At 58.3% G+C, this 18,295-nt stretch carries 16 protein-coding genes; 10 read left to right on the top strand and 6 right to left on the bottom strand.

Going from position 1 to position 18,295, the window contains the following annotated elements; all coding sequences use genetic code 11:
* Positions 1–12: 12 nt before the first annotated feature.
* From HV242_RS18450 to hycI, 5 genes are all read left to right on the top strand, one after another.
* A complete protein-coding gene (locus HV242_RS18450) occupies positions 13–1,722 on the top strand; it encodes a hydrogenase large subunit (RefSeq protein ID WP_014171365.1) in 1,710 nt (569 codons plus the stop codon).
* Between the two features lie 94 nt (positions 1,723–1,816).
* Complete coding sequence (locus tag HV242_RS18445; RefSeq protein ID WP_014171363.1) at positions 1,817–2,359, top strand: formate hydrogenlyase complex iron-sulfur subunit; 543 nt, start codon at positions 1,817–1,819, stop codon at positions 2,357–2,359.
* Positions 2,359–3,126, top strand: a complete 768-nt coding sequence (locus HV242_RS18440; RefSeq protein WP_063858413.1) for an NADH-quinone oxidoreductase subunit B family protein — start codon at positions 2,359–2,361, stop codon at positions 3,124–3,126. Before HV242_RS18445 ends, HV242_RS18440 begins: the two co-directional genes overlap by 1 nt.
* Positions 3,123–3,533: a formate hydrogenlyase maturation HycH family protein gene (locus HV242_RS18435; protein ID WP_020883837.1), complete on the top strand. Its 411-nt coding sequence runs from the start codon at positions 3,123–3,125 to the stop codon at positions 3,531–3,533. The genes HV242_RS18440 and HV242_RS18435 overlap by 4 nt, the downstream gene beginning before the upstream one ends.
* The gene (gene hycI, locus HV242_RS18430) at positions 3,526–3,981 is read left to right on the top strand and encodes a hydrogenase maturation peptidase HycI (protein WP_063858412.1); all 456 of its coding nucleotides are present in this window, start codon (positions 3,526–3,528) and stop codon (positions 3,979–3,981) included. The genes HV242_RS18435 and hycI overlap by 8 nt, the downstream gene beginning before the upstream one ends.
* Before the next feature lie 87 nt (positions 3,982–4,068).
* Here hycI and HV242_RS18425 read toward each other — a convergent pair whose 3' ends face one another.
* Together HV242_RS18425 and ascF are read right to left on the bottom strand one after the other, a co-directional pair.
* Positions 4,069–5,493, bottom strand: coding sequence for a 6-phospho-beta-glucosidase (locus tag HV242_RS18425; RefSeq protein ID WP_063858411.1), 1,425 nt, complete (start codon positions 5,491–5,493; stop codon positions 4,069–4,071).
* 18 nt (positions 5,494–5,511) lie between these two features.
* Complete coding sequence (gene ascF / locus HV242_RS18420; RefSeq protein WP_063858410.1) at positions 5,512–6,963, bottom strand: PTS cellobiose/arbutin/salicin transporter subunit IIBC; 1,452 nt, start codon at positions 6,961–6,963, stop codon at positions 5,512–5,514.
* A gap of 214 nt (positions 6,964–7,177) precedes the next feature.
* Here ascF and HV242_RS18415 point away from each other — a divergent pair, with 214 nt between their 5' ends.
* From HV242_RS18415 to HV242_RS18400, 4 genes are all read left to right on the top strand, one after another.
* Positions 7,178–8,191 (top strand): LacI family DNA-binding transcriptional regulator, encoded by a 1,014-nt coding sequence (locus tag HV242_RS18415; RefSeq protein WP_020883840.1) that lies wholly within the window; start codon positions 7,178–7,180, stop codon positions 8,189–8,191.
* Between the two features lie 134 nt (positions 8,192–8,325).
* Positions 8,326–8,871: an electron transport protein HydN gene (gene hydN / locus HV242_RS18410; RefSeq protein WP_023308960.1), complete on the top strand. Its 546-nt coding sequence runs from the start codon at positions 8,326–8,328 to the stop codon at positions 8,869–8,871.
* Between the two features lie 6 nt (positions 8,872–8,877).
* The gene (gene hypF, locus HV242_RS18405) at positions 8,878–11,100 is read left to right on the top strand and encodes a carbamoyltransferase HypF (RefSeq protein ID WP_181616857.1); all 2,223 of its coding nucleotides are present in this window, start codon (positions 8,878–8,880) and stop codon (positions 11,098–11,100) included.
* A gap of 1 nt (position 11,101) precedes the next feature.
* A complete protein-coding gene (locus HV242_RS18400) occupies positions 11,102–12,124 on the top strand; it encodes a HoxN/HupN/NixA family nickel/cobalt transporter (protein WP_059306139.1) in 1,023 nt (340 codons plus the stop codon).
* Positions 12,125–12,245: 121 nt separating this feature from the next.
* On the opposite strand, the gene norW is transcribed toward HV242_RS18400, so the two are convergent.
* Positions 12,246–13,379 (bottom strand): NADH:flavorubredoxin reductase NorW, encoded by a 1,134-nt coding sequence (gene norW, locus HV242_RS18395; RefSeq protein ID WP_063858408.1) that lies wholly within the window; start codon positions 13,377–13,379, stop codon positions 12,246–12,248.
* Entirely contained in the window at positions 13,376–14,815 is a 1,440-nt protein-coding gene (gene norV, locus HV242_RS18390; RefSeq protein WP_063858407.1) for an anaerobic nitric oxide reductase flavorubredoxin, read from the bottom strand. Before norV ends, norW begins: the two co-directional genes overlap by 4 nt.
* Before the next feature lie 187 nt (positions 14,816–15,002).
* Here norV and norR point away from each other — a divergent pair, with 187 nt between their 5' ends.
* Positions 15,003–16,517 (top strand): nitric oxide reductase transcriptional regulator NorR, encoded by a 1,515-nt coding sequence (norR, locus tag HV242_RS18385; protein ID WP_063858437.1) that lies wholly within the window; start codon positions 15,003–15,005, stop codon positions 16,515–16,517.
* Here the strand turns inward: norR and gutQ are convergent.
* Both gutQ and srlR read right to left on the bottom strand, forming a co-directional pair.
* On the bottom strand, positions 16,514–17,479 hold the full coding sequence (gene gutQ / locus HV242_RS18380) for an arabinose-5-phosphate isomerase GutQ (RefSeq protein ID WP_020883846.1): 966 nt from the start codon (positions 17,477–17,479) through the stop codon (positions 16,514–16,516). The genes norR and gutQ overlap by 4 nt on opposite strands.
* Positions 17,472–18,245: a glucitol operon DNA-binding transcriptional repressor SrlR gene (gene srlR, locus HV242_RS18375; protein ID WP_014171348.1), complete on the bottom strand. Its 774-nt coding sequence runs from the start codon at positions 18,243–18,245 to the stop codon at positions 17,472–17,474. Before srlR ends, gutQ begins: the two co-directional genes overlap by 8 nt.
* Positions 18,246–18,295 lie beyond the last annotated feature (50 nt).

Below are 18,295 nucleotides of genomic sequence, written 5' to 3'. Positions count from 1 at the left end.
AAGAGAGTTTATATGTCTGAAGAAAAGAAAGGTCAGCAGTATCTCGCCGCGTTGCACCAGGCCTTCCCGGGCGTGGTGCTGGAGGAGTCCTGGCAAACCAAAGACCAGATAACGGTGACCGTGAAAGTGAACTACCTGCCGGAAGTGGTGGAGTTTCTTTACTACCAGCAGGGCGGCTGGCTGTCGGTGTTGTTCGGCAACGACGAGCGTCAGCTGTGCGGAAACTATGCGGTTTACTACGTGATGTCGATGGAGCAGGGCGAGAAGTGCTGGCTCACCGTGCGTGTCGAAGTGGATCCCAACAAACCGGAATACCCGTCTGTCACCCCACGCGTGCCCGCCGCCGTCTGGGGCGAGCGCGAAGTGCGCGATATGTATGGGCTGGTCCCGGTTGGGCTTCCGGATGAGCGCCGTCTGGTGCTGCCGGACGACTGGCCAGACGAACTCTATCCCCTGCGCAAAGACAGCATGGATTACCGTCAGCGTCCGGCTCCGACCACCGACAGCGAGACTTATGCGTTCATCAATGAGCTCGGCAGCAAAAAGAACAACGTGGTGCCGATAGGCCCGCTGCACGTCACGTCTGACGAGCCGGGCCACTTCCGCCTGTTTGTCGACGGCGAGAATATTATTGATGCCGACTACCGCCTGTTCTACGTCCATCGCGGGATGGAAAAGCTGGCGGAAACCCGGATGGGATATAACGAAGTGACGTTCCTCTCTGACCGCGTGTGCGGCATCTGCGGGTTTGCCCACAGTACCGCCTACACCACCTCGGTGGAGAACGGCATGGGGATTGTGGTGCCGGAACGCGCGCAGATGATCCGCGCCATCCTGCTGGAAGTGGAGCGTCTGCACTCGCACCTGCTGAACCTCGGTCTGGCCTGTCACTTTGTCGGTTTTGACTCCGGCTTTATGCAGTTTTTCCGCGTACGTGAAGCCTCCATGAAGATGGCGGAGATCCTGACCGGGGCGCGTAAAACATACGGTCTGAACCTGATCGGCGGGATTCGTCGCGATCTGCTGAAAGATGACATGATCCAGACCCGCCAACTGGCGCAGCAGATGCGTCGCGACGTTCAGGAGCTGGTGGATATGCTGCTCAGCACGCCGAACATTGAGCAGCGTACCGTCGGTATTGGCCGACTGGAGCCGCAAATCGCCCGCGATTTCAGTAACGTTGGCCCCATGGTTCGCGCCAGCGGCCACGCCCGCGATACCCGCGCCGATCATCCGTTCGTCGGCTACGGCCTGCTGCCTATGACCGTGCACAGCGAGCAGGGCTGCGACGTTATTTCGCGTCTGAAGGTGCGTATCAACGAGGTCTTCACCGCGCTGAACATGATCGACTTCGGTCTGGATAATCTGCCGGGCGGTCCGCTGATGGTCGAGGGCTTCACCTACATTCCAAACCGCTTCGCGCTGGGGTTTGCCGAAGCCCCGCGTGGAGACGATATCCACTGGAGCATGACCGGTGACAACCAGAAGCTCTACCGCTGGCGCTGCCGTGCGGCAACCTACGCCAACTGGCCAACCCTGCGCTACATGCTGCGCGGCAATACGGTATCCGATGCGCCGCTGATCATTGGCAGCCTCGATCCGTGCTACTCCTGCACCGACCGCATGACGGTGGTGGATGTGCGCAAGAAGAAAAGCCAGGTAGTGCCGTACAAAGAGCTGGAGCGCTACAGCATCGAGCGTAAGAACTCGCCGCTGAAATAGGGGATTTTGTGCAGGCTGATGCCCTCACCCTGACCCTCTTTTTGATGAGAGATCCGGGGTGCGGAGCACAGGCTGCACATAAGCAGGAGTCAACATGTTTACCTTCATCAAAAAAGTGATCAAAACCGGGACGGTGACCAGTCGCTATCCGCTGGAGCCGATGCCGGTCGATAAAAACTTTCGCGGCAAGCCGGAGCACAACCCGCAGCAGTGCATCGGCTGTGCTGCCTGCGTTAACGCCTGCCCGTCAAATGCCCTGACGGTGGAAACCGATCTGAAAACGGGCGAGCTGGCCTGGCAGTTCAACCTCGGGCGCTGCATTTTCTGCGGCCGCTGCGAGGAGGTTTGCCCGACGGTGGCGATCCGTCTTTCGCAGGAGTACGAGCTGGCGGTCTGGAAGAAAGAGGATTTTCTGCAGCAGTCGCGTTTCGCGCTCTGCAACTGCCGTGTCTGCAAACGCCCGTTTGCCGTACAAAAAGAGATCGACTACGCCATCGCGCTGTTGCAGCACAACGGTGATGCCCGCGCGGAGCATCATCGCGAAAGCTTTGAAACCTGCCCGGACTGCAAACGGCAGAAATGCCTGCTGCCGTCGGACCGCATCGATATTACCCGTCATATGAGAGAGGCCAGCTGATGGAAAACCTGATCGGCCCACGCGACGCTAACGGCATTCCGGTGCCGATGACGGTGGAGGAATCCATCGCCAGCATGAAGGCCTCGCTGCTGAAAAACATTAAACGTTCGGCCTATGTGTACCGCGTGGACTGCGGCGGCTGCAACGGCTGTGAGATTGAGATCTTTGCCACGCTGTCGCCCCTGTTCGACGCCGAACGCTTCGGTATTAAAGTGGTGCCTTCGCCGCGTCATGCGGACATTTTGCTGTTTACCGGTGCCGTTACCCGTGCCATGAGATCGCCAGCATTACGTGCCTGGCAGTCCGCACCGGATCCAAAAATTTGTATCTCTTACGGTGCCTGCGGCAACAGCGGCGGCATCTTCCATGACCTGTACTGCGTCTGGGGTGGCACCGATAAAATTGTTCCGGTGGATGTCTACATTCCCGGTTGTCCGCCAACGCCTGCGGCCACGCTGTACGGTTTTGCCATGGCGCTCGGGCTGCTGGAGCAGAAAATACATGCCCGTGAACCGGGTGAACGCGACAACCAGGCTTCCACAATTCTGCACCCGGATATGGTGCAGCCGCTGCGCGTGAAGGTCGATCGCACAGCGCGCCGGCTCGCGGGGTATCGCTATGGTCGCCAGATTGCCGACGATTATCTGCGTCTGCTGAGCCAGGGCGATCATCAGGTCACGCGCTGGCTGGAGGCGGAAAACGATCCTCGTCTTAATGAGATTGTCGCGAACCTGAATCAGGTGGTGGAAGAGGCGCGTATCCGATGAGTGAAACGGTGGTGTTCAGTCAGCTGAGCCGTAAGTTTATTGATGAGAACGATGCCACGCCGGATGCGGCGCAGCAGGTGGTCTATTACAGCCTGGCCATTGGGCATCACCTCGGGGTGATAGATTGTCTCGAAACGGCATTAAGCTGCCCGTGGCCTGACTATCTGGCGTGGATCGCCACGCTGGAGGAGGGCAGTACGGCGCGCCGCAAAATGGAGGGTGTGCCGAAGTACGGTGAGATCGTTATCGACGCCAACCACATTGCGATGCTCGCCAGTGCTTTCGACGCCGCGCTGAGCGTGCAAACCCCGCAGCAGCAGGCCTGGAGCAAAATTTTGCTCAGCATGCTGCATGATATTCATCAGGAGAGTGCCATCTACCTGATGGTGAGGAGATTACGTGACTGATGTTTTACTGTGTGTCGGCAACAGCATGATGGGCGACGACGGCGCGGGCCCGCTGCTTGCACAAATGTGTGCCGCGCATCCGCAGGGCGAATGGGTGGTTATTGACGGCGGCAGCGCACCGGAAAACGATGTGGTGGCGATCCGTGAGCTGCACCCGGACAGGCTGCTGATTGTGGATGCAACCGATATGGGACTTAATCCGGGGGAAACCCGCCTGATTGATCCCGATGACATCGCCGAGATGTTTATGATGACCACCCACAATATGCCGCTGAACTATCTGGTCGATCAGATTAAAGACGACGTGGGTGAGGTATTGTTTCTGGGTATTCAGCCGGACATCGTTGGGTTTTATTATCCGATGACGCCGCCGGTGAAAGAGGCCGTCGAAGAGGTTTACTCCCGGCTTGCCGGATGGCGTGAGGACGGCGGTTTTTCCCGACTGTGAGCAGTGCCGGGTGGTGGTAGCTTCCACCCGGCCTGGACACCCCCTCGCCCGCATCCTGTGGGAGAGGGCGCGGGAGAGAGCAGCAGGCTACGCCAGATCCGCGCCGTTACTTGCAATGACCTTCTTATACCACCAGAATGATTTCTTACGCGTTCTGTCCAGCGTACCGTTGCCCGCGTCGTCGCGGTCAACATAGACAAACCCGTAGCGTTTGCTCATCTCGCCCGTGGATGCGGCCACCAGGTCAATACAGCCCCAGGTGGTGTAGCCCATCAGCGGCACACCGTCTTCTATGGCATCGCCCATCGCACGAATATGTTCGCGCAGGTAGCTGATACGGTAGTCGTCATTAATCTCACCGTGTTCATCCATGACGTCTTTCGCGCCGAGGCCGTTTTCCACCAGGAACAGCGGCTTCTGATAGCGGTCGTACATCATGTTCATGGTGATGCGCAGCCCCAGTGGGTCGATACCCCAGCCCCATTCGCTGACCTGGATGTGTGGGTTGCGCAGGGATTTCACGATATTCGCCGCATTGGTATTACTGGCGTTCATGTCCGCCGACGCGCAGCGCGAGGCGTAATAGCTGAACGACACAAAATCGACGGTGTTTTTCAGCAGTTCATCGTCGCCAGGGTCTTTGACAATCACCACCCCTTTTTCGCGGAACACGCGGGCAGAATAGGCCGGGTAGCTGCCGCGCGCCTGCACGTCGATAAAGAACAGGTTTTCGCGGTCCTTCTCCAGCGCCATCCACACGTCTTCCGGTTTGCAGGAGTAGGGGTAGAAGTTGCCGCCGGCCAGCATGCAGCCGACCTGGTTTTCCGGGTTGACCTCATGGGCGATTTTGGTCGCCAGCGCGCTTGCCACCAGTTCGTGATGCGCGGCCTGATATTTCACCTGATCTTCGTTCTCACCCTCTTCAAACACCAGCCCCGCGCCGGAGAACGGGCTGTGCAGCATGATGTTGATTTCGTTGAAGGTGAGCCAGTACTTCACCAGACCGTTAAATTCTTCGAAACAGGTACAGGCATAGCGGGCAAAGAAATCGACCATCTTGCGGTTGCGCCAGGATCCATACTCCGTGACCAGATGCATCGGTACGTCGAAATGGCACAGGGTGACCAACGGTTCGATGTTGTATTTTTTGCACTCTTCGAACACTGCGCGGTAGAAGGCAATCCCCTCTTTATTGGGCAGCGGCTCATCGCCGTTCGGGTAGAGGCGGCTCCAGGCAATCGAGGTACGAAATACCGTAAAGCCCATCTCCGCCATCAGGGCGATGTCTTCTTTGTAGCGATGGTAAAAATCAATCGCCTCGTGGCTCGGGTAAAACTCGTCGTCACGCAACGTAAAACGTTTTTCCTTACCGACCTTCACCGCCAGACGATTCGCGCCGTGGGGGATCATATCGACCGTCGTCAGTCCTTTGCCGCCTTCACGGTAAGCCCCTTCACTCTGGTTGGCGGCAAGCGCGCCGCCCCATAAAAATCCTTGTGGAAAAACAGACATCTTTACCTCGCTATAAATTTAGACTTGTGCTGCTTTGGCCTGAACCGGAGCGCTCTGCAGGGCGCGTGCTTTCTCAGCGTCGTCTTCGACCGGGATATCTTCAAAACCTAAAATCAGGGTCAGAACAAACGAGAGCACAACCGCCAGCGCCATGACCCCGAATACCCAGACGATGGTCATTGGGTTGGCCGGATCGAAGAACTGTACGCTGGTAAACAGCCCCGGCGCCGCCATTGAATGGCTGGCAAGACCGGCTATGCCAGCCACTGCCCCGCAGATGAAGCCGCTGATAAGGCTCGCAATCAGCGGGCGTTTCAGGCGTACCGCCACACCATAGAGGGCAGGTTCTGAAATGCCTGCCATGATGGCAGAAGCCGCTGCCGCCAGCGCCGTCTGGCGCAGTTCCGGGTTTTTCGTTTTCCATGCCACCGCCAGCGATGAACCGCCGAGCGACAGGTTGGCTCCGATTTCCGACGGCATAACCATTCCCTCTTTGCCCGTCTCGGCAATGGTCTGAATGATCGTCGGCGTAAATACGCGGTGCATCCCGGTCATCACCAGCAGCGGCCAGAGGGCGCCCATAATGGCCACGGAGAGCCAGCCCAGATAGCCGTGAATAGTGTAGACCAGCGCTGAAATCGCGCTCCCGATCCAGATCCCGAGCGGCCCTATCAGCACAATGGCGAGCGGGGCGGCAATCAGAACGATCAGCATCGGTTTAAGGAAGTTTTTCGTGACCGCCGGCGTAATACGATCAACCCAGCGTTCGATGTACGACAGGCACCAGGTCATCACCAGCGCCGGGATGACCGTGTAGGTGTATTTCACTGCCGTCACCGGAATAAAGGCGAATTCAACGTGCTCGCCCTGTGCGGCTTTCGCCATCAGTTCGATAAAGCCCGGATGTACCAGCACGCCCGCGATGGCAATCGCCAGCGACATGTTGGTTTTGAATTTCACTGCGGCAGAGGCGGCGACCATCAGCGGCAGGAAGAAGAACGCGCCATCGCCAATCAGCGTCAGAAGGGTGAGCGTCGGTGCCCCTTTTTCCAGGACGCCGGTCATCTCCAGGATCATTGCCAGCAGTTTGACCATTGAACCGCCGATGATCGCCGGGATCAGCGGTGACATGGTGCCGATCAGCGCATCGAGGATCCCGGCACCGATGCGGCGCAGGGTCATTTTCTGCGGGCCTTCCGGTACGGCAGGCTGCAGGTCGGTGGGCAGCAGGCTTACCACTTCGCGGTAGGCCTGAGACACGGTGTTGCCAATGATCACCTGGCACTGGTTGTCGTTGCGGACCACGCCGAGCACGCCGTTAATGCTTTTCAGGCGCGGGGCATCGGTGAGGCTTTCGTCTTTGAGGACGAAACGCAGTCGCGTCATGCAGTGGGTGACGGCGACGATGTTGTCTCTGCCGCCGAGCGCGCTGACAACGTCATTCGCCAGCGCAGCGTAATTTTTGGCCATCGGATGTAATCCTGTTATCGTTGTGAGAAATGTAGGAAACCGGTTCCACATAATCATCAATAGTTTCTTTGAATGAAACAAGATCACATTTTGTACATTTTTTCATTTCGTGATGATGATCACCTGGAGGGGTAAAAAGCGTGATATCGCCGCTGCGACAATTTTTCTGCAGTGCAGTACACTGCGCCCTGGTAGTTTCAAATGGAAGATTACGATGACCACGATGCTTGAAGTCGCGAAGCGGGCAGGCGTTTCGAAAGCGACGGTTTCCAGGGTATTGTCGGGCAATGGCTACGTCAGCCAGGAGACCAAAGACCGGGTGTTTCAGGCGATTGAAGAGAGCGGCTATCGCCCGAATTTGCTGGCACGAAATCTGGCGACCAAACGTACCCAGACGCTGGGTCTGGTGGTCACCAACACCCTTTATCACGGCGTCTATTTTAGCGAACTGCTCTTTCACGCCGCCCGCATGACGGAAGAGAAAGGGCGGCAGTTGATCCTGGCGGACGGTAAGCACAGTGCGGATGAAGAGCGCGAGGCCATTCAGTATTTGCTCGATATGCGCTGTGACGCGGTGATCATTTACCCGCGTTTCCTGAGCGTGGATGAGATGGACGACATCGTTGAGAAATGCGAACAGCCGATTATGGTCCTTAACCGCCGCTTACGGAAAAACAGCAGTCACAGCGTCTGGTCAGATCATAAAGCCTCCTGCCAGGACGCCGTGTCGCAGCTGATTCAGAAAGGGCACCGGGAGATTGCGTTTATCACCGGTTCGCTGGATTCCCCCACGGGCGTTGAGCGTCTCTCGGGCTACAAAGACGCCCTGGCACAACACCAGATCCCGCTGCGCCCGTCGCTGATTGCGCAGGGGAAATGGAACCCGGCCAGCGGTGCGGCGGCGGTGTCTGAGCTGCTTTCGCGCGGTGAAACCTTTTCGGCGCTGGTGGCGAGTAATGACGATATGGCGATTGGTGCCATGAAACAGCTGCATGAGCGCGGGATCGCCACCCCGGATGCCGTGTCGGTGATTGGCTTTGACGATGTGGCCATCGCCCCCTACATCGTCCCCTCGCTCTCCAGCGTGCGCATTCCGGTGACGGAGATGATCAAAGAGACCATTAGCCGCCTGATCTTCCTGCTGGATGGCGGTGAGTTTAAGTACCAGCAAACCTTCTCCGGCGAGCTTATCCTGCGTGACTCGGTTACTGACGGGCCTCACCGCTGATGTCGACAGCTGTCATCGTCACTTCTGACGATGACAACCCTGCTGTCATTTTATAAACCGCATAAAATCAACAGGTTAATAATTGGCACGGTTTATGTATATCTCCGCGCAGGACTGTAATGCTGGAGAAGCAGATGAACCGTTTTATTATGGCCGATGCCAGTAAATGCATTGGCTGCCGTACCTGTGAAGTGGCGTGTGTGGTTTCCCATCAGGCGGAGCAGGATTGCGCATCGCTCACCCCTGATACCTTTTTACCGCGGATCCACGTCATTAAAGGCGTGAATATCTCCACGGCCGCTATTTGTCGCCAGTGTGAGGATGCGCCGTGCGCTAACGTCTGCCCAAACGGGGCCATCAAACGTGAGAAAGGATTCGTGCATGTGATGCAGGAGCGCTGCATCGGCTGCAAAACCTGTGTGGTTGCCTGCCCGTACGGTGCGATGGAAGTCGTGGTGCGTCCGGTTGTGCGCAACAGCGGCATGGGGCTGAGCGTTCGCGCGGAAAAAGCGGAAGCCAATAAATGCGACCTCTGCTACCACCGTGATGCCGGCCCGGCCTGTATGGAAGCCTGCCCGACGCACGCCCTGGTCTGCGTGGATCGCGACAAGCTTGAGCAGATGAGCGCGGAAAAACGTCGTCGTGCCGCGTTCGACACGTCATCGTCACTGCTGTTTTAAGTCGCGATGGGCGATAACGGCGTACAGTTGCGGGTGCGCGGCAAGGTGCAGGGGGTAGGGTTTCGTCCCTTCGTCTGGCAACTGGCGCATCAGCTACAGCTGACGGGTGACGTTTGTAATGACGGAGAGGGCGTGCTGGTGCGTCTCGCGGGTAATGGGGGGGCCTTTACCGCGAGGCTGCATCAGGACTGCCCACCGCTGGCACGTATCGATGCTGTCGACAGCCAGCCGTTTACCTGGGCAACGGTGCCGCAGGCGTTCACCATTCGCCATAGCGCGGGCGGAGCGATGGACACCCAGATTGTGCCGGATGCCGCTACCTGCCCGGCGTGCCTGGCTGAAATGCGCGATCCCCGAGCGCGGCGTTATCGCTATCCGTTTATCAACTGTACCCATTGCGGTCCACGTTTTACCATCATTCGCGCCATGCCCTATGACCGCCCGGCCACGTCAATGGCGGCATTTCCCCTCTGTGAGCCGTGTGAAACCGAGTACCGCAATCCCGCTGACCGCCGTTTTCACGCGCAGCCGGTAGCCTGTCCGGATTGTGGACCCGAGCTGGAATGGCGCTCGGGCGAGGCTGTTGCCACCCGCGAGTCTGCGCTGAGTGCGGCGGTCCACATGCTCAAAAATGGCGGGATTGTCGCCATCAAAGGGCTGGGCGGTTTTCACCTTGCCTGTGACGCATCCAACGCGCAGGCGGTGGCAACCCTGCGGGCGCGCAAACAGCGCCCGATGAAGCCACTGGCGGTCATGATCCCGCAGGCGGAGGGACTGCCGGAATCAGTGCAAACGCTGCTGCGCTCGCCTGCAGCGCCCATCGTGCTCACGCCAAAAGCATGGTGTTCTCCGCTTCCTGACGCGATCGCGCCAGGGCTGGACACCGTTGGACTGATGCTGCCCGCTAACCCGCTACAGCATGTGCTGATGATGGACTGTCAGCGCGCACTGGTGATGACCTCCGGCAACCTCAGCGGGCGTCCGCCGGCCATCACCTGCCAGCAGGCACTGGATGAACTGGGCGACATCGCTGACGGATTCCTGCTGCACAACCGCGACATCCTGCAGCGTATGGATGATTCCGTGGTGGATCAGGACGGTATGATGCTGCGCCGCGCGCGCGGTTTTGTGCCGGATGCCATCACGCTGCCCGCCGATTTCAGCGCTGTCCCGGCGATGGTGTGCACCGGTGCTGATATGAAAAATACCTTCTGTCTGGTGCGCGGTAACCAGGCGGTACTGAGTCAGCACTTTGGCGATCTGAGTGACGACGGTGTCGAGGCCCAGTGGCGTTCGGCGCTGTCGATGATGCAGCAGATCTATGCGTTTCAGCCGCAGCGCGTGGTATGCGACGCCCATCCGGGCTATCACGCCCGACAGTGGGCGCAAGCCCAGGCTTTGCCGATCGACACCGTGCTTCACCACCACGCTCACGCGGCGGCATGCATGGCAGAAAACGGCTGGCCGCTTGAGGGCGGAGATGTCATTGCCCTGACGCTGGATGGGATCGGCATGGGCGAAAACGGCGCGCTGTGGGGCGGAGAGTGCCTGCGGGTAAACTATCTCGACTGCGAACGTCTGGGCGGTCTGCCTGCGGTTGCGCTGCCGGGCGGAGACAGGGCTGCCATGCAGCCGTGGCGCAATTTACTTGCCCACTGCCTGGCGTTTGTGCCGGACTGGCAGCAGTACCCGGAAACGCGTGACGTTCAGCGGCAAAACTGGCCGCTGCTGGCTACGGCCATTCAGCGCGGTTTAAACGCGCCGCTGGCCTCATCCTGCGGACGTCTGTTCGACGCGGTGGCCTGCGCGCTCGGCATCACGTCAGAAAACCAGAGCTATGAAGGTGAGGCCGCCTGCCGGCTTGAAGCGCTGGCCGCGCAGTGCCACGACGTTCAACATCCGGTTACGCTTCAGGCCGAAAACCTTACGCGCTTCTGGCAACAGTGGCTGAACTGGCAGGCGGAACCCTGCGAGCGGGCATGGGCGTTTCACGATGCGCTGGCGAAAGGGCTGGCGGAGCTTGTCACCTCCCATGCCCGGCGACTGGGGCTTTCCACCGTATGCTTCAGCGGCGGCGTGTTACATAACCGTCTGCTGCGCGCGCGACTGCGCCATTACCTCTCAGACTTCACGCTGCTTTTTCCTCATCATCTGCCGTCAGGTGACGGCGCTATCTCCTTCGGGCAGGCGGTGGTTGCTGCCGCCCGGTCATGTTCACAAAGGATGTAAAATGTTACGACTCTTACGCAATGAACCCCGCGCGGCGTTTCTGCTGCTGGCTCTGGTAATGGCTAATCTTCTGGCATGGGGCTGGGCATGGCAAACCTTCAGCGGCAGTACGGCGCTGATGGCCGCCAGCCTGCTGGCCTGGTGTTATGGACTCCGTCATGCGGTGGATGCCGACCACATCGCGGCCATTGATACCGTCACGCGTAAGATGATGCAGCAGGGTAAACGCCCTTCCGGCGTGGGGGCGTGGTTCTCTCTGGGACACTCCACCATTGTGGTGCTGGCCTCCATTGCCATTGCGGCCACCGCCACGGCGTTTCAGAAGAATATGGCATGGTTTCATGAAACCGGCAGCCTGATTGGCACCGCCGTTTCTGCAACGTTTCTGCTGGCGATGGCGCTGGTCAATCTGGTGATTTTGCGCGGCGTTTGGCGTAATTTTCAGGCGCTGAAGAACGGTCAGGTCACGCGTGACGATATCCCGCTTCCGGCATCAGGCGGAGTCATGAACTGGCTGTTTGGCGCAACGTTCCGCCTGGTGAACAAGAGCTGGCAGATGTACCTGGTCGGTTTCCTGTTTGGTCTGGGGTTTGATACCGCGACGGAAATCGGTGTGCTTGGGATTTCAGCCGCCAGCGCGTCAAACGGGATGTCAGTCTGGTCCATCATGATCTTCCCGGCGCTGTTTGCCAGCGGTATGGCGCTGGTCGATACCCTCGACAATCTGCTGATGGTCGGTGCTTACGGCTGGGCGTTTAATAAGCCGCAGCGTAAGCTTTACTACAACATGACCATAACCGGCACCTCCGTGGTGGTGGCGCTGTTTATCGGCGGGCTGGAAGCTCTGGGTCTGTTGATGGATAAATTTGCCCTCAGCGGAGGCCTCTGGGATCGCATTGGCGCAGTTAATGACAACCTCGGTAACGCCGGGTTCGTGGTGGTCGGGCTGTTCGTTGCCTGCTGGCTGATTTCCATGATCAACTATCGCTGGCGCGGCTACGATGCGCTTGTCGTGCGTTCCTGACGCGGCGTCTGAACATCATTGTCGTTATCTGGCTAAACGACGTTGAAAAAAAAGCCCCGGGACATCGGGGCTGTGGACCATAAAATCCAAAGGTTACGTTAGCGTGGCAGGCGAATCAGCGTTAAGCGGGTAATGATTTCAGCAGAGCGAAAGCCTCTTTCATCCGGTCTTCGCTCACTACAAAGGCGCGCATCTGTCCTTCGCTGTCGCACCCACGAGCCACCATTCCCTGAGGTTCAATGGTGAGTTGCCAGTGCAGATCCGGACGCTCGGTTTCGCCTGCCAGGTGCAGCGGGAGCGCCGGCGTTTTTACTTTTACCAGCATGGCGGGTAATTTCAGTGGCGCACTGCCGCCAGACAGGTTTTTCGCCAGGTACATGGCGCTCAGTTGAATGGGCTGCAGGAAGGGCAGGACCTGTTCGTTAATTTCAGCGCAGTCACCCAGGGCGTAAATATCGGGCTGCGTGGTTTGCAGGTAGCTGTCTACCTTCACGCCACGGCCTGTTTCCGCACCGGCGCGATGCGCCAGCGCCGTTTCCGGACGCAGGCCCGTGGCGGCAACCACCACATCCACCTCAACGCTGCGGCTGCGGTCGAGCGTTGCATGAATCCCACTCCCGGTTTTCTTCAGGCTTTGCAGCTGGGATTTCAGCAGCAGATGTACGCCCATATCGGTCAGACGATGCTGTAAGCGACTACTTACTTCTGCGGGCATCAGCGCCGACAAAATGCTTGCCGCATGGTCGACCAGGGTGACGGTTTTGCCCGCCCGGCTAAAATCCATCGCCAGCTCTGTGCCAATCAACCCTGCGCCGACAATCATCACCCGCTTCGCGTCACGCAGCAGGGTTTCACTGGCCTGATACGCCTGCTGGCTGTTGAGGGTGATCATCAGTTCCCGGCCTTCCACCGGCGGCACAAAAGCAGACGCCCCTGTCGCCAGTACCAGCTTGTCGTATTGCCAGGTTTTGTCTTTTGCTTTCACCACATGGGCGGCGGCGTCGATGTCGGTTATCCAGGTGTGCGGAAATAACCGCAGACTAAACTGTTCCGCGAACGCCCCCGCGGTCTGGCGGGTGAGGTCTTCGGCTCGCTGATTCTGGCTGATAACGTGGCTTAAATCAGGCTTGTTGTACTCGTCCATGCTGTCGGCGGCAATGAGCGTCAACGGCACGCTGGCGTCTTGTTTGCGAATGTTTTTCACCAGCTGGCGGGCGGCAAAGCCCGAGCCGATGATAACGATACCGTGGTTCATTGTGCCTCCGTCGCCAGTTCGTCAAAGACCTCTTTTCCCAGGGAACATTCCGGGCAGAGGAAATTGTCCGGCACGTCGCACCAGGGTGTACCGGGGGCAACATCCTGCAGCGGCTCGCCCTGTGCCGGGTCGTAAATCCACTGGCAGACGCTGCACTGCATGCGAGGGCCACCGTCAGCGACGGCTGTGGCGCAGGCTTGCTGCGGCGCGGGGTTTTTAGCGTTCATGTCGGGGAGCGGCGCGAGCGCCCACTGACGCGCAATGTCACGGCCATGCTGGCGGCACAATTCAAGCGCGTCGATGTCCGGACGCCATTTCGCCTTCAGGCTCATGGACATCTCGAAACCGGCATCCTGCAAACGCGTGGAGAGCCGGTCTACTGCGCCGCCGCTCCAGCCGTGGGAGCCAAATGCACTGGCCCGTTTATTACGAAAGCGCAGGCCGGTCATCTCTTCCACAAGGCCCGCAATTTTCGGCATCATCACGTTGTTCATCGTGGAGGTGCCCACCAGCACGCCCTTGGAGCGGAAGACGTTGGTCAGGATCTCGTTTTTATCGCTACGCGCCACGTTGAAGATTTTCACCGCCACGTTCGGGTCGACTTCGTTAATACCCTGCGCAATGGCGTCCGCCATCATGCGGGTGTTATTAGACATGGTGTCGTAGAAAAGCGTGATACGGTCTTCCTGATAATCCGCGGCCCATTTGAGGTACAGCTCCACGATCTGGGTGGGGTTTTCGCGCCACACCACGCCGTGAGAGGTGGCAATCATATCCACGGGCAGGTTAAAGCCGAGGATTTCGGTGATTTTTGGCGTCACCAGACGGCTGAACGGCGTCAGGATATTGGCGTAGTAGCGCTGACACTGTTCGAACAGCTCGGTTTGATCCACTTCGTCGTTAAACAGGCGCTCGTCACAATAGTGCTGGCCGAAGGCATCGTTGCTGAACAGCACCGCATCGCCGGTCATGTAGGTCATCATACTGTCGGGCCAGTGCAGCATCGGGGTTTCAACGAAGATCAGCTGTTTGCCATTGCCGATATCCAGCGTGTCGCCGGTTTTGACGGTGTGGAAATTCCACTCCGGGTGGTGATGGTGGCCGTTAATCGAGTCGATGGCGTTGGTGGTGCAGTAAATCGGGGTGTCGGGAATGCAGGACATTAACTCGGTCAGCGCCCCGGCATGATCCTCTTCCGCATGGTTAATGATGATGTAGTCGATATCCGCAAGATCGATTTCACTGCGCAGATTTTGCACGAACTCCCGGCTGAATTTGTGATCGACGGTATCGATGAGCACGTTTTTGCCTTCACGGATGAGATAGCTGTTGTAGCTGCTGCCGCGCAGCGTTTTGTACTCCGTTCCGTGGAAGTCACGCACTTCCCAGTCACGTTGACCAACCCAATGAATGTTATTTTTAACCAGAATAGACATAGCAACCTCAATTAATACGGCGTTTTTCAAATAAGATGTCTAGCCTTTATCAAGTTGCGTGCCAGTTTTTCATGTTGATGTTTTTTATGGTTTTTTAATTTTATCATCCGTAATGGGTAGTCAATATGACTATCTGATTTATGGTCATTGTGACAATATGAATGGTCAAAATGACAGTGAGGCGCAGATGAGCTTTTCCGTGGACGTACTGGCAAAAATTGCCATTGAACTGCAAACCGGTATCGGTCATCAGGACCGTTTTCAGCGGCTGATTTCGACGCTGCGCCAGGTGCTGGCGTGCGATGCGTCGGCACTGCTGCGCTACGACGCCCGGCAGTTTATTCCGCTGGCTATCGACGGGCTGGCGCAGGACGTTCTTGGGCGACGCTTCTCCCTGGAAGGCCATCCGCGTCTGGAAACCATCGCGCGGGCCGGTGACGTGGTGCGCTTTCCGGCGGACAGTGATTTGCCCGACCCTTACGACGGGCTGATCCCGGGGCAGGAGAGCCTGAAAGTTCATGCCTGTATCGGTCTGCCGCTGTTTGCCGGACAAAACCTGATTGGGGCATTAACCCTCGACGGCCTGTCGCCGGATCAGTTCGACACCTTTAGCGATGAAGAGCTGCGGCTGATTGCCGCGCTGGCCGCCGGTGCGCTGAATAACGCGCTACTGATCGAACAGCTGGAGAGCCAGAACATCCTTCCCGGCAGCCCGTCGGCGTTTGAACCGGTGGCACACACGGAGATGATTGGGCTGTCACCGGGGATGGTGCAGCTAAAAAAAGAGATCGATATCGTGGCGGCCTCGGATTTAAACGTGCTGATTTTCGGGGAAACCGGCACCGGTAAAGAGCTGGTGGCGAAGGGCATCCACGAAGCCTCGCCGCGCGCGGTCAACCCGCTGGTGTACCTCAACTGCGCCGCGCTGCCGGAAAGCGTGGCGGAAAGTGAGCTGTTTGGTCACGTCAAAGGGGCGTTTACCGGGGCGATCAGCAACCGCAGCGGCAAATTCGAAATGGCGGATAACGGCACGTTGTTCCTCGATGAAATTGGCGAACTGTCGCTGTCGCTTCAGGCCAAACTGCTGCGCGTCCTGCAGTACGGCGATATTCAGCGCGTCGGCGACGATCGCAGCCTGAGAGTCAACGTGCGTGTGCTGGCGGCAACCAACCGTGACCTGCGCGAAGAGGTGTTGGCCGGGAATTTCCGCGCTGACCTGTACCATCGTCTGAGCGTGTTTCCGCTTACCGTGCCGCCGCTACGCGAGCGCGGCGACGATGTGGTGCTGCTGGCGGGGTTTTTCTGCGAGCAATGTCGGTTACGAATGGGGCTTTCCCGCGTGGTATTAAGCCCCGGCGCGCGAGCCCATCTGATGCGCTACGGCTGGCCGGGAAACGTGCGCGAACTGGAACATGCGATTCACCGCGCCGTGGTGCTGGCGCGGGCGACACGTTCGGGAGATGAGGTGGTGATCCACGCGCGGCATTTCGCATTGCGCGATGATACCGCTTCGTTCGTTACGCCTGCCACGCCGGAAATGGCCCATGAGAACCTGCGGGACGCAACGGAAGCGTTTCAGCGTCAGACTATCGCCCGCGCGCTGGAGCAGAATAACCGCAGCTGGGCGGCGTGCGCGCGAGCGCTGGAAATGGACGTCGCCAACCTGCACCGGCTGGCGAAACGTCTGGGACTCAAAGGTTAAATAATCCCGGCCTGGTAGAAATCCTGCAGGTTGATGGCGCCGCACAGCTTGCCGTGCTCATCCACCACCGGCGCGGCGGTGATTTTGCGCTTCATCAGCACCTCTTTGGCTTCGATGGCGCGGCTCTCGGCGTTCAGGGTCAGCCCGCCCCGGGTCATCGCTTCCGAAACCTGGGATTCCAGCTTGCCGCCGCCCACCAGCCAGCGGCGCAGGTCGCCGTCGGTAAACACGCCTTTAACGCTACCGGTTTCATCGCACACCGCCACCAGACCCAGCCCGGTGCGGCTCAGTTCCAGCATCGCATCCATTACGCTGGTGTTGAGTTTGACCTGCGGAATGGCCTCGTCGGTCCGCATCAGATGATGAACTTTATTGAGCAGTCGCGCTCCGAGCGCACCCGCCGGGTGCGAGCGGGCAAAATCTTCTTCGTTAAAGCCGCGTGCCTGCATTACCGCCATTGCCAGCGCGTCGCCCATCATCAGCGTATTCACGGTGCTGGAGGTGGGGGCGAGGTGCATCGGGCAGGCTTCGCGCTCAACGGAGATATCAAGCGTGGCCTTGGCCGCCAGTGCCAGCGGTGAGCGGGATTTACCGGTCATCGCCAGCAGCGCGACCGATTTTTCCTGCAGACGCGGGATGATGAGATCCAGCTCTTTGGCCGAACCGGAGTAGGAGATAAACAGCATCACGTCGCGGCTTTCAATCATCCCCAGATCGCCGTGCAGCGCTTCGGCGGGATGCACGAAGAACGCCGGTGTGCCGGTGCTGGCAAGCGTAGCGGCAATCTTTTTGCCGATATGACCGGACTTGCCGATCCCGGAGACCACCACTTTACCTTCGCACTGGATAATGGTGTTTGCCGCGCGCACAAAATCCTCGCCCAGACGTTCCGGCAGGCGGCTGGCTTCCTGCAGCTCCAGCATCAGGGTCTGGCGGCCTGCGTTTAACAGAAAATCACTCATCTCTCTCTCCGGTTACAATTACGTCGATCCCTTTCTCTTCCAGCGCTTTTTTGAACGCCGGGTCGATACCTGCGTCGGTAATGAGCTTATCGACGCTTTCAAGGCTGCAGACAATGTTGGGACTTTTACGGCCAAACTTCGACGAGTCTGCCATCAAAATCACTTCGCGCGCGGCGTTGCACATCGCTTTGCTGACGCTGAACACCTCGTTAAAGGTCGTCACGCCGGCGTTCAAATCGATACCGTCCGTGCCCATAAAGAGTTTATCAAAGCTGAAGTGTTCAAAGGCGTTTTCCGCCAGTTGACCGTGAAACGACGCAGATTTTTTACGGAACGTCCCGCCGGGCATCAGAATGGTTTGCTCGCTGTCGAACTCCGACAGGGCGTTGACGATGTGCAGACTGTTGGTCATCACCGTGATGTTGTTAAAGCGGCTGAGCATCGGGATCATCTGCAGCACGGTGCTGCCTGCATCAAGGATAATGGAGTCGCCATCATGGATAAATTTTACGGCGGCCTCGGCAATCAGCGCTTTCTGGTGAGTATTGATCAGCGTTTTGTGATCGATAGGCGGGTCGGCTTCATCTTTGTTGAGCATCACGCCGCCGTAGGTTCGGATGACTGCACCAGAGTTTTCGAGCAATACCAGATCCTTTCGTATTGTCGTGCCGGTGGTGTCAAAGTAGTGGGCCAGTTCTTCTACCGAGCATTTTCCCTGCTTTTGCAGATGCTCCAGAATGGCCGCCTGACGCTGACGTGGTTTCATAGGCGCTCAATTCCTTAGGTTGCGAAATGATAATTTCGCAAGCTTATCGC

Origin of the sequence: Enterobacter sp. RHBSTW-00593 (assembly GCF_013784105.1) — a bacterium.
GTDB classification, from domain to species: domain Bacteria; phylum Pseudomonadota; class Gammaproteobacteria; order Enterobacterales; family Enterobacteriaceae; genus Enterobacter; species Enterobacter ludwigii.
Note: the sequence above shows the minus strand (reverse complement) of the source record. Positions and strands in the feature narration are given on the sequence as shown.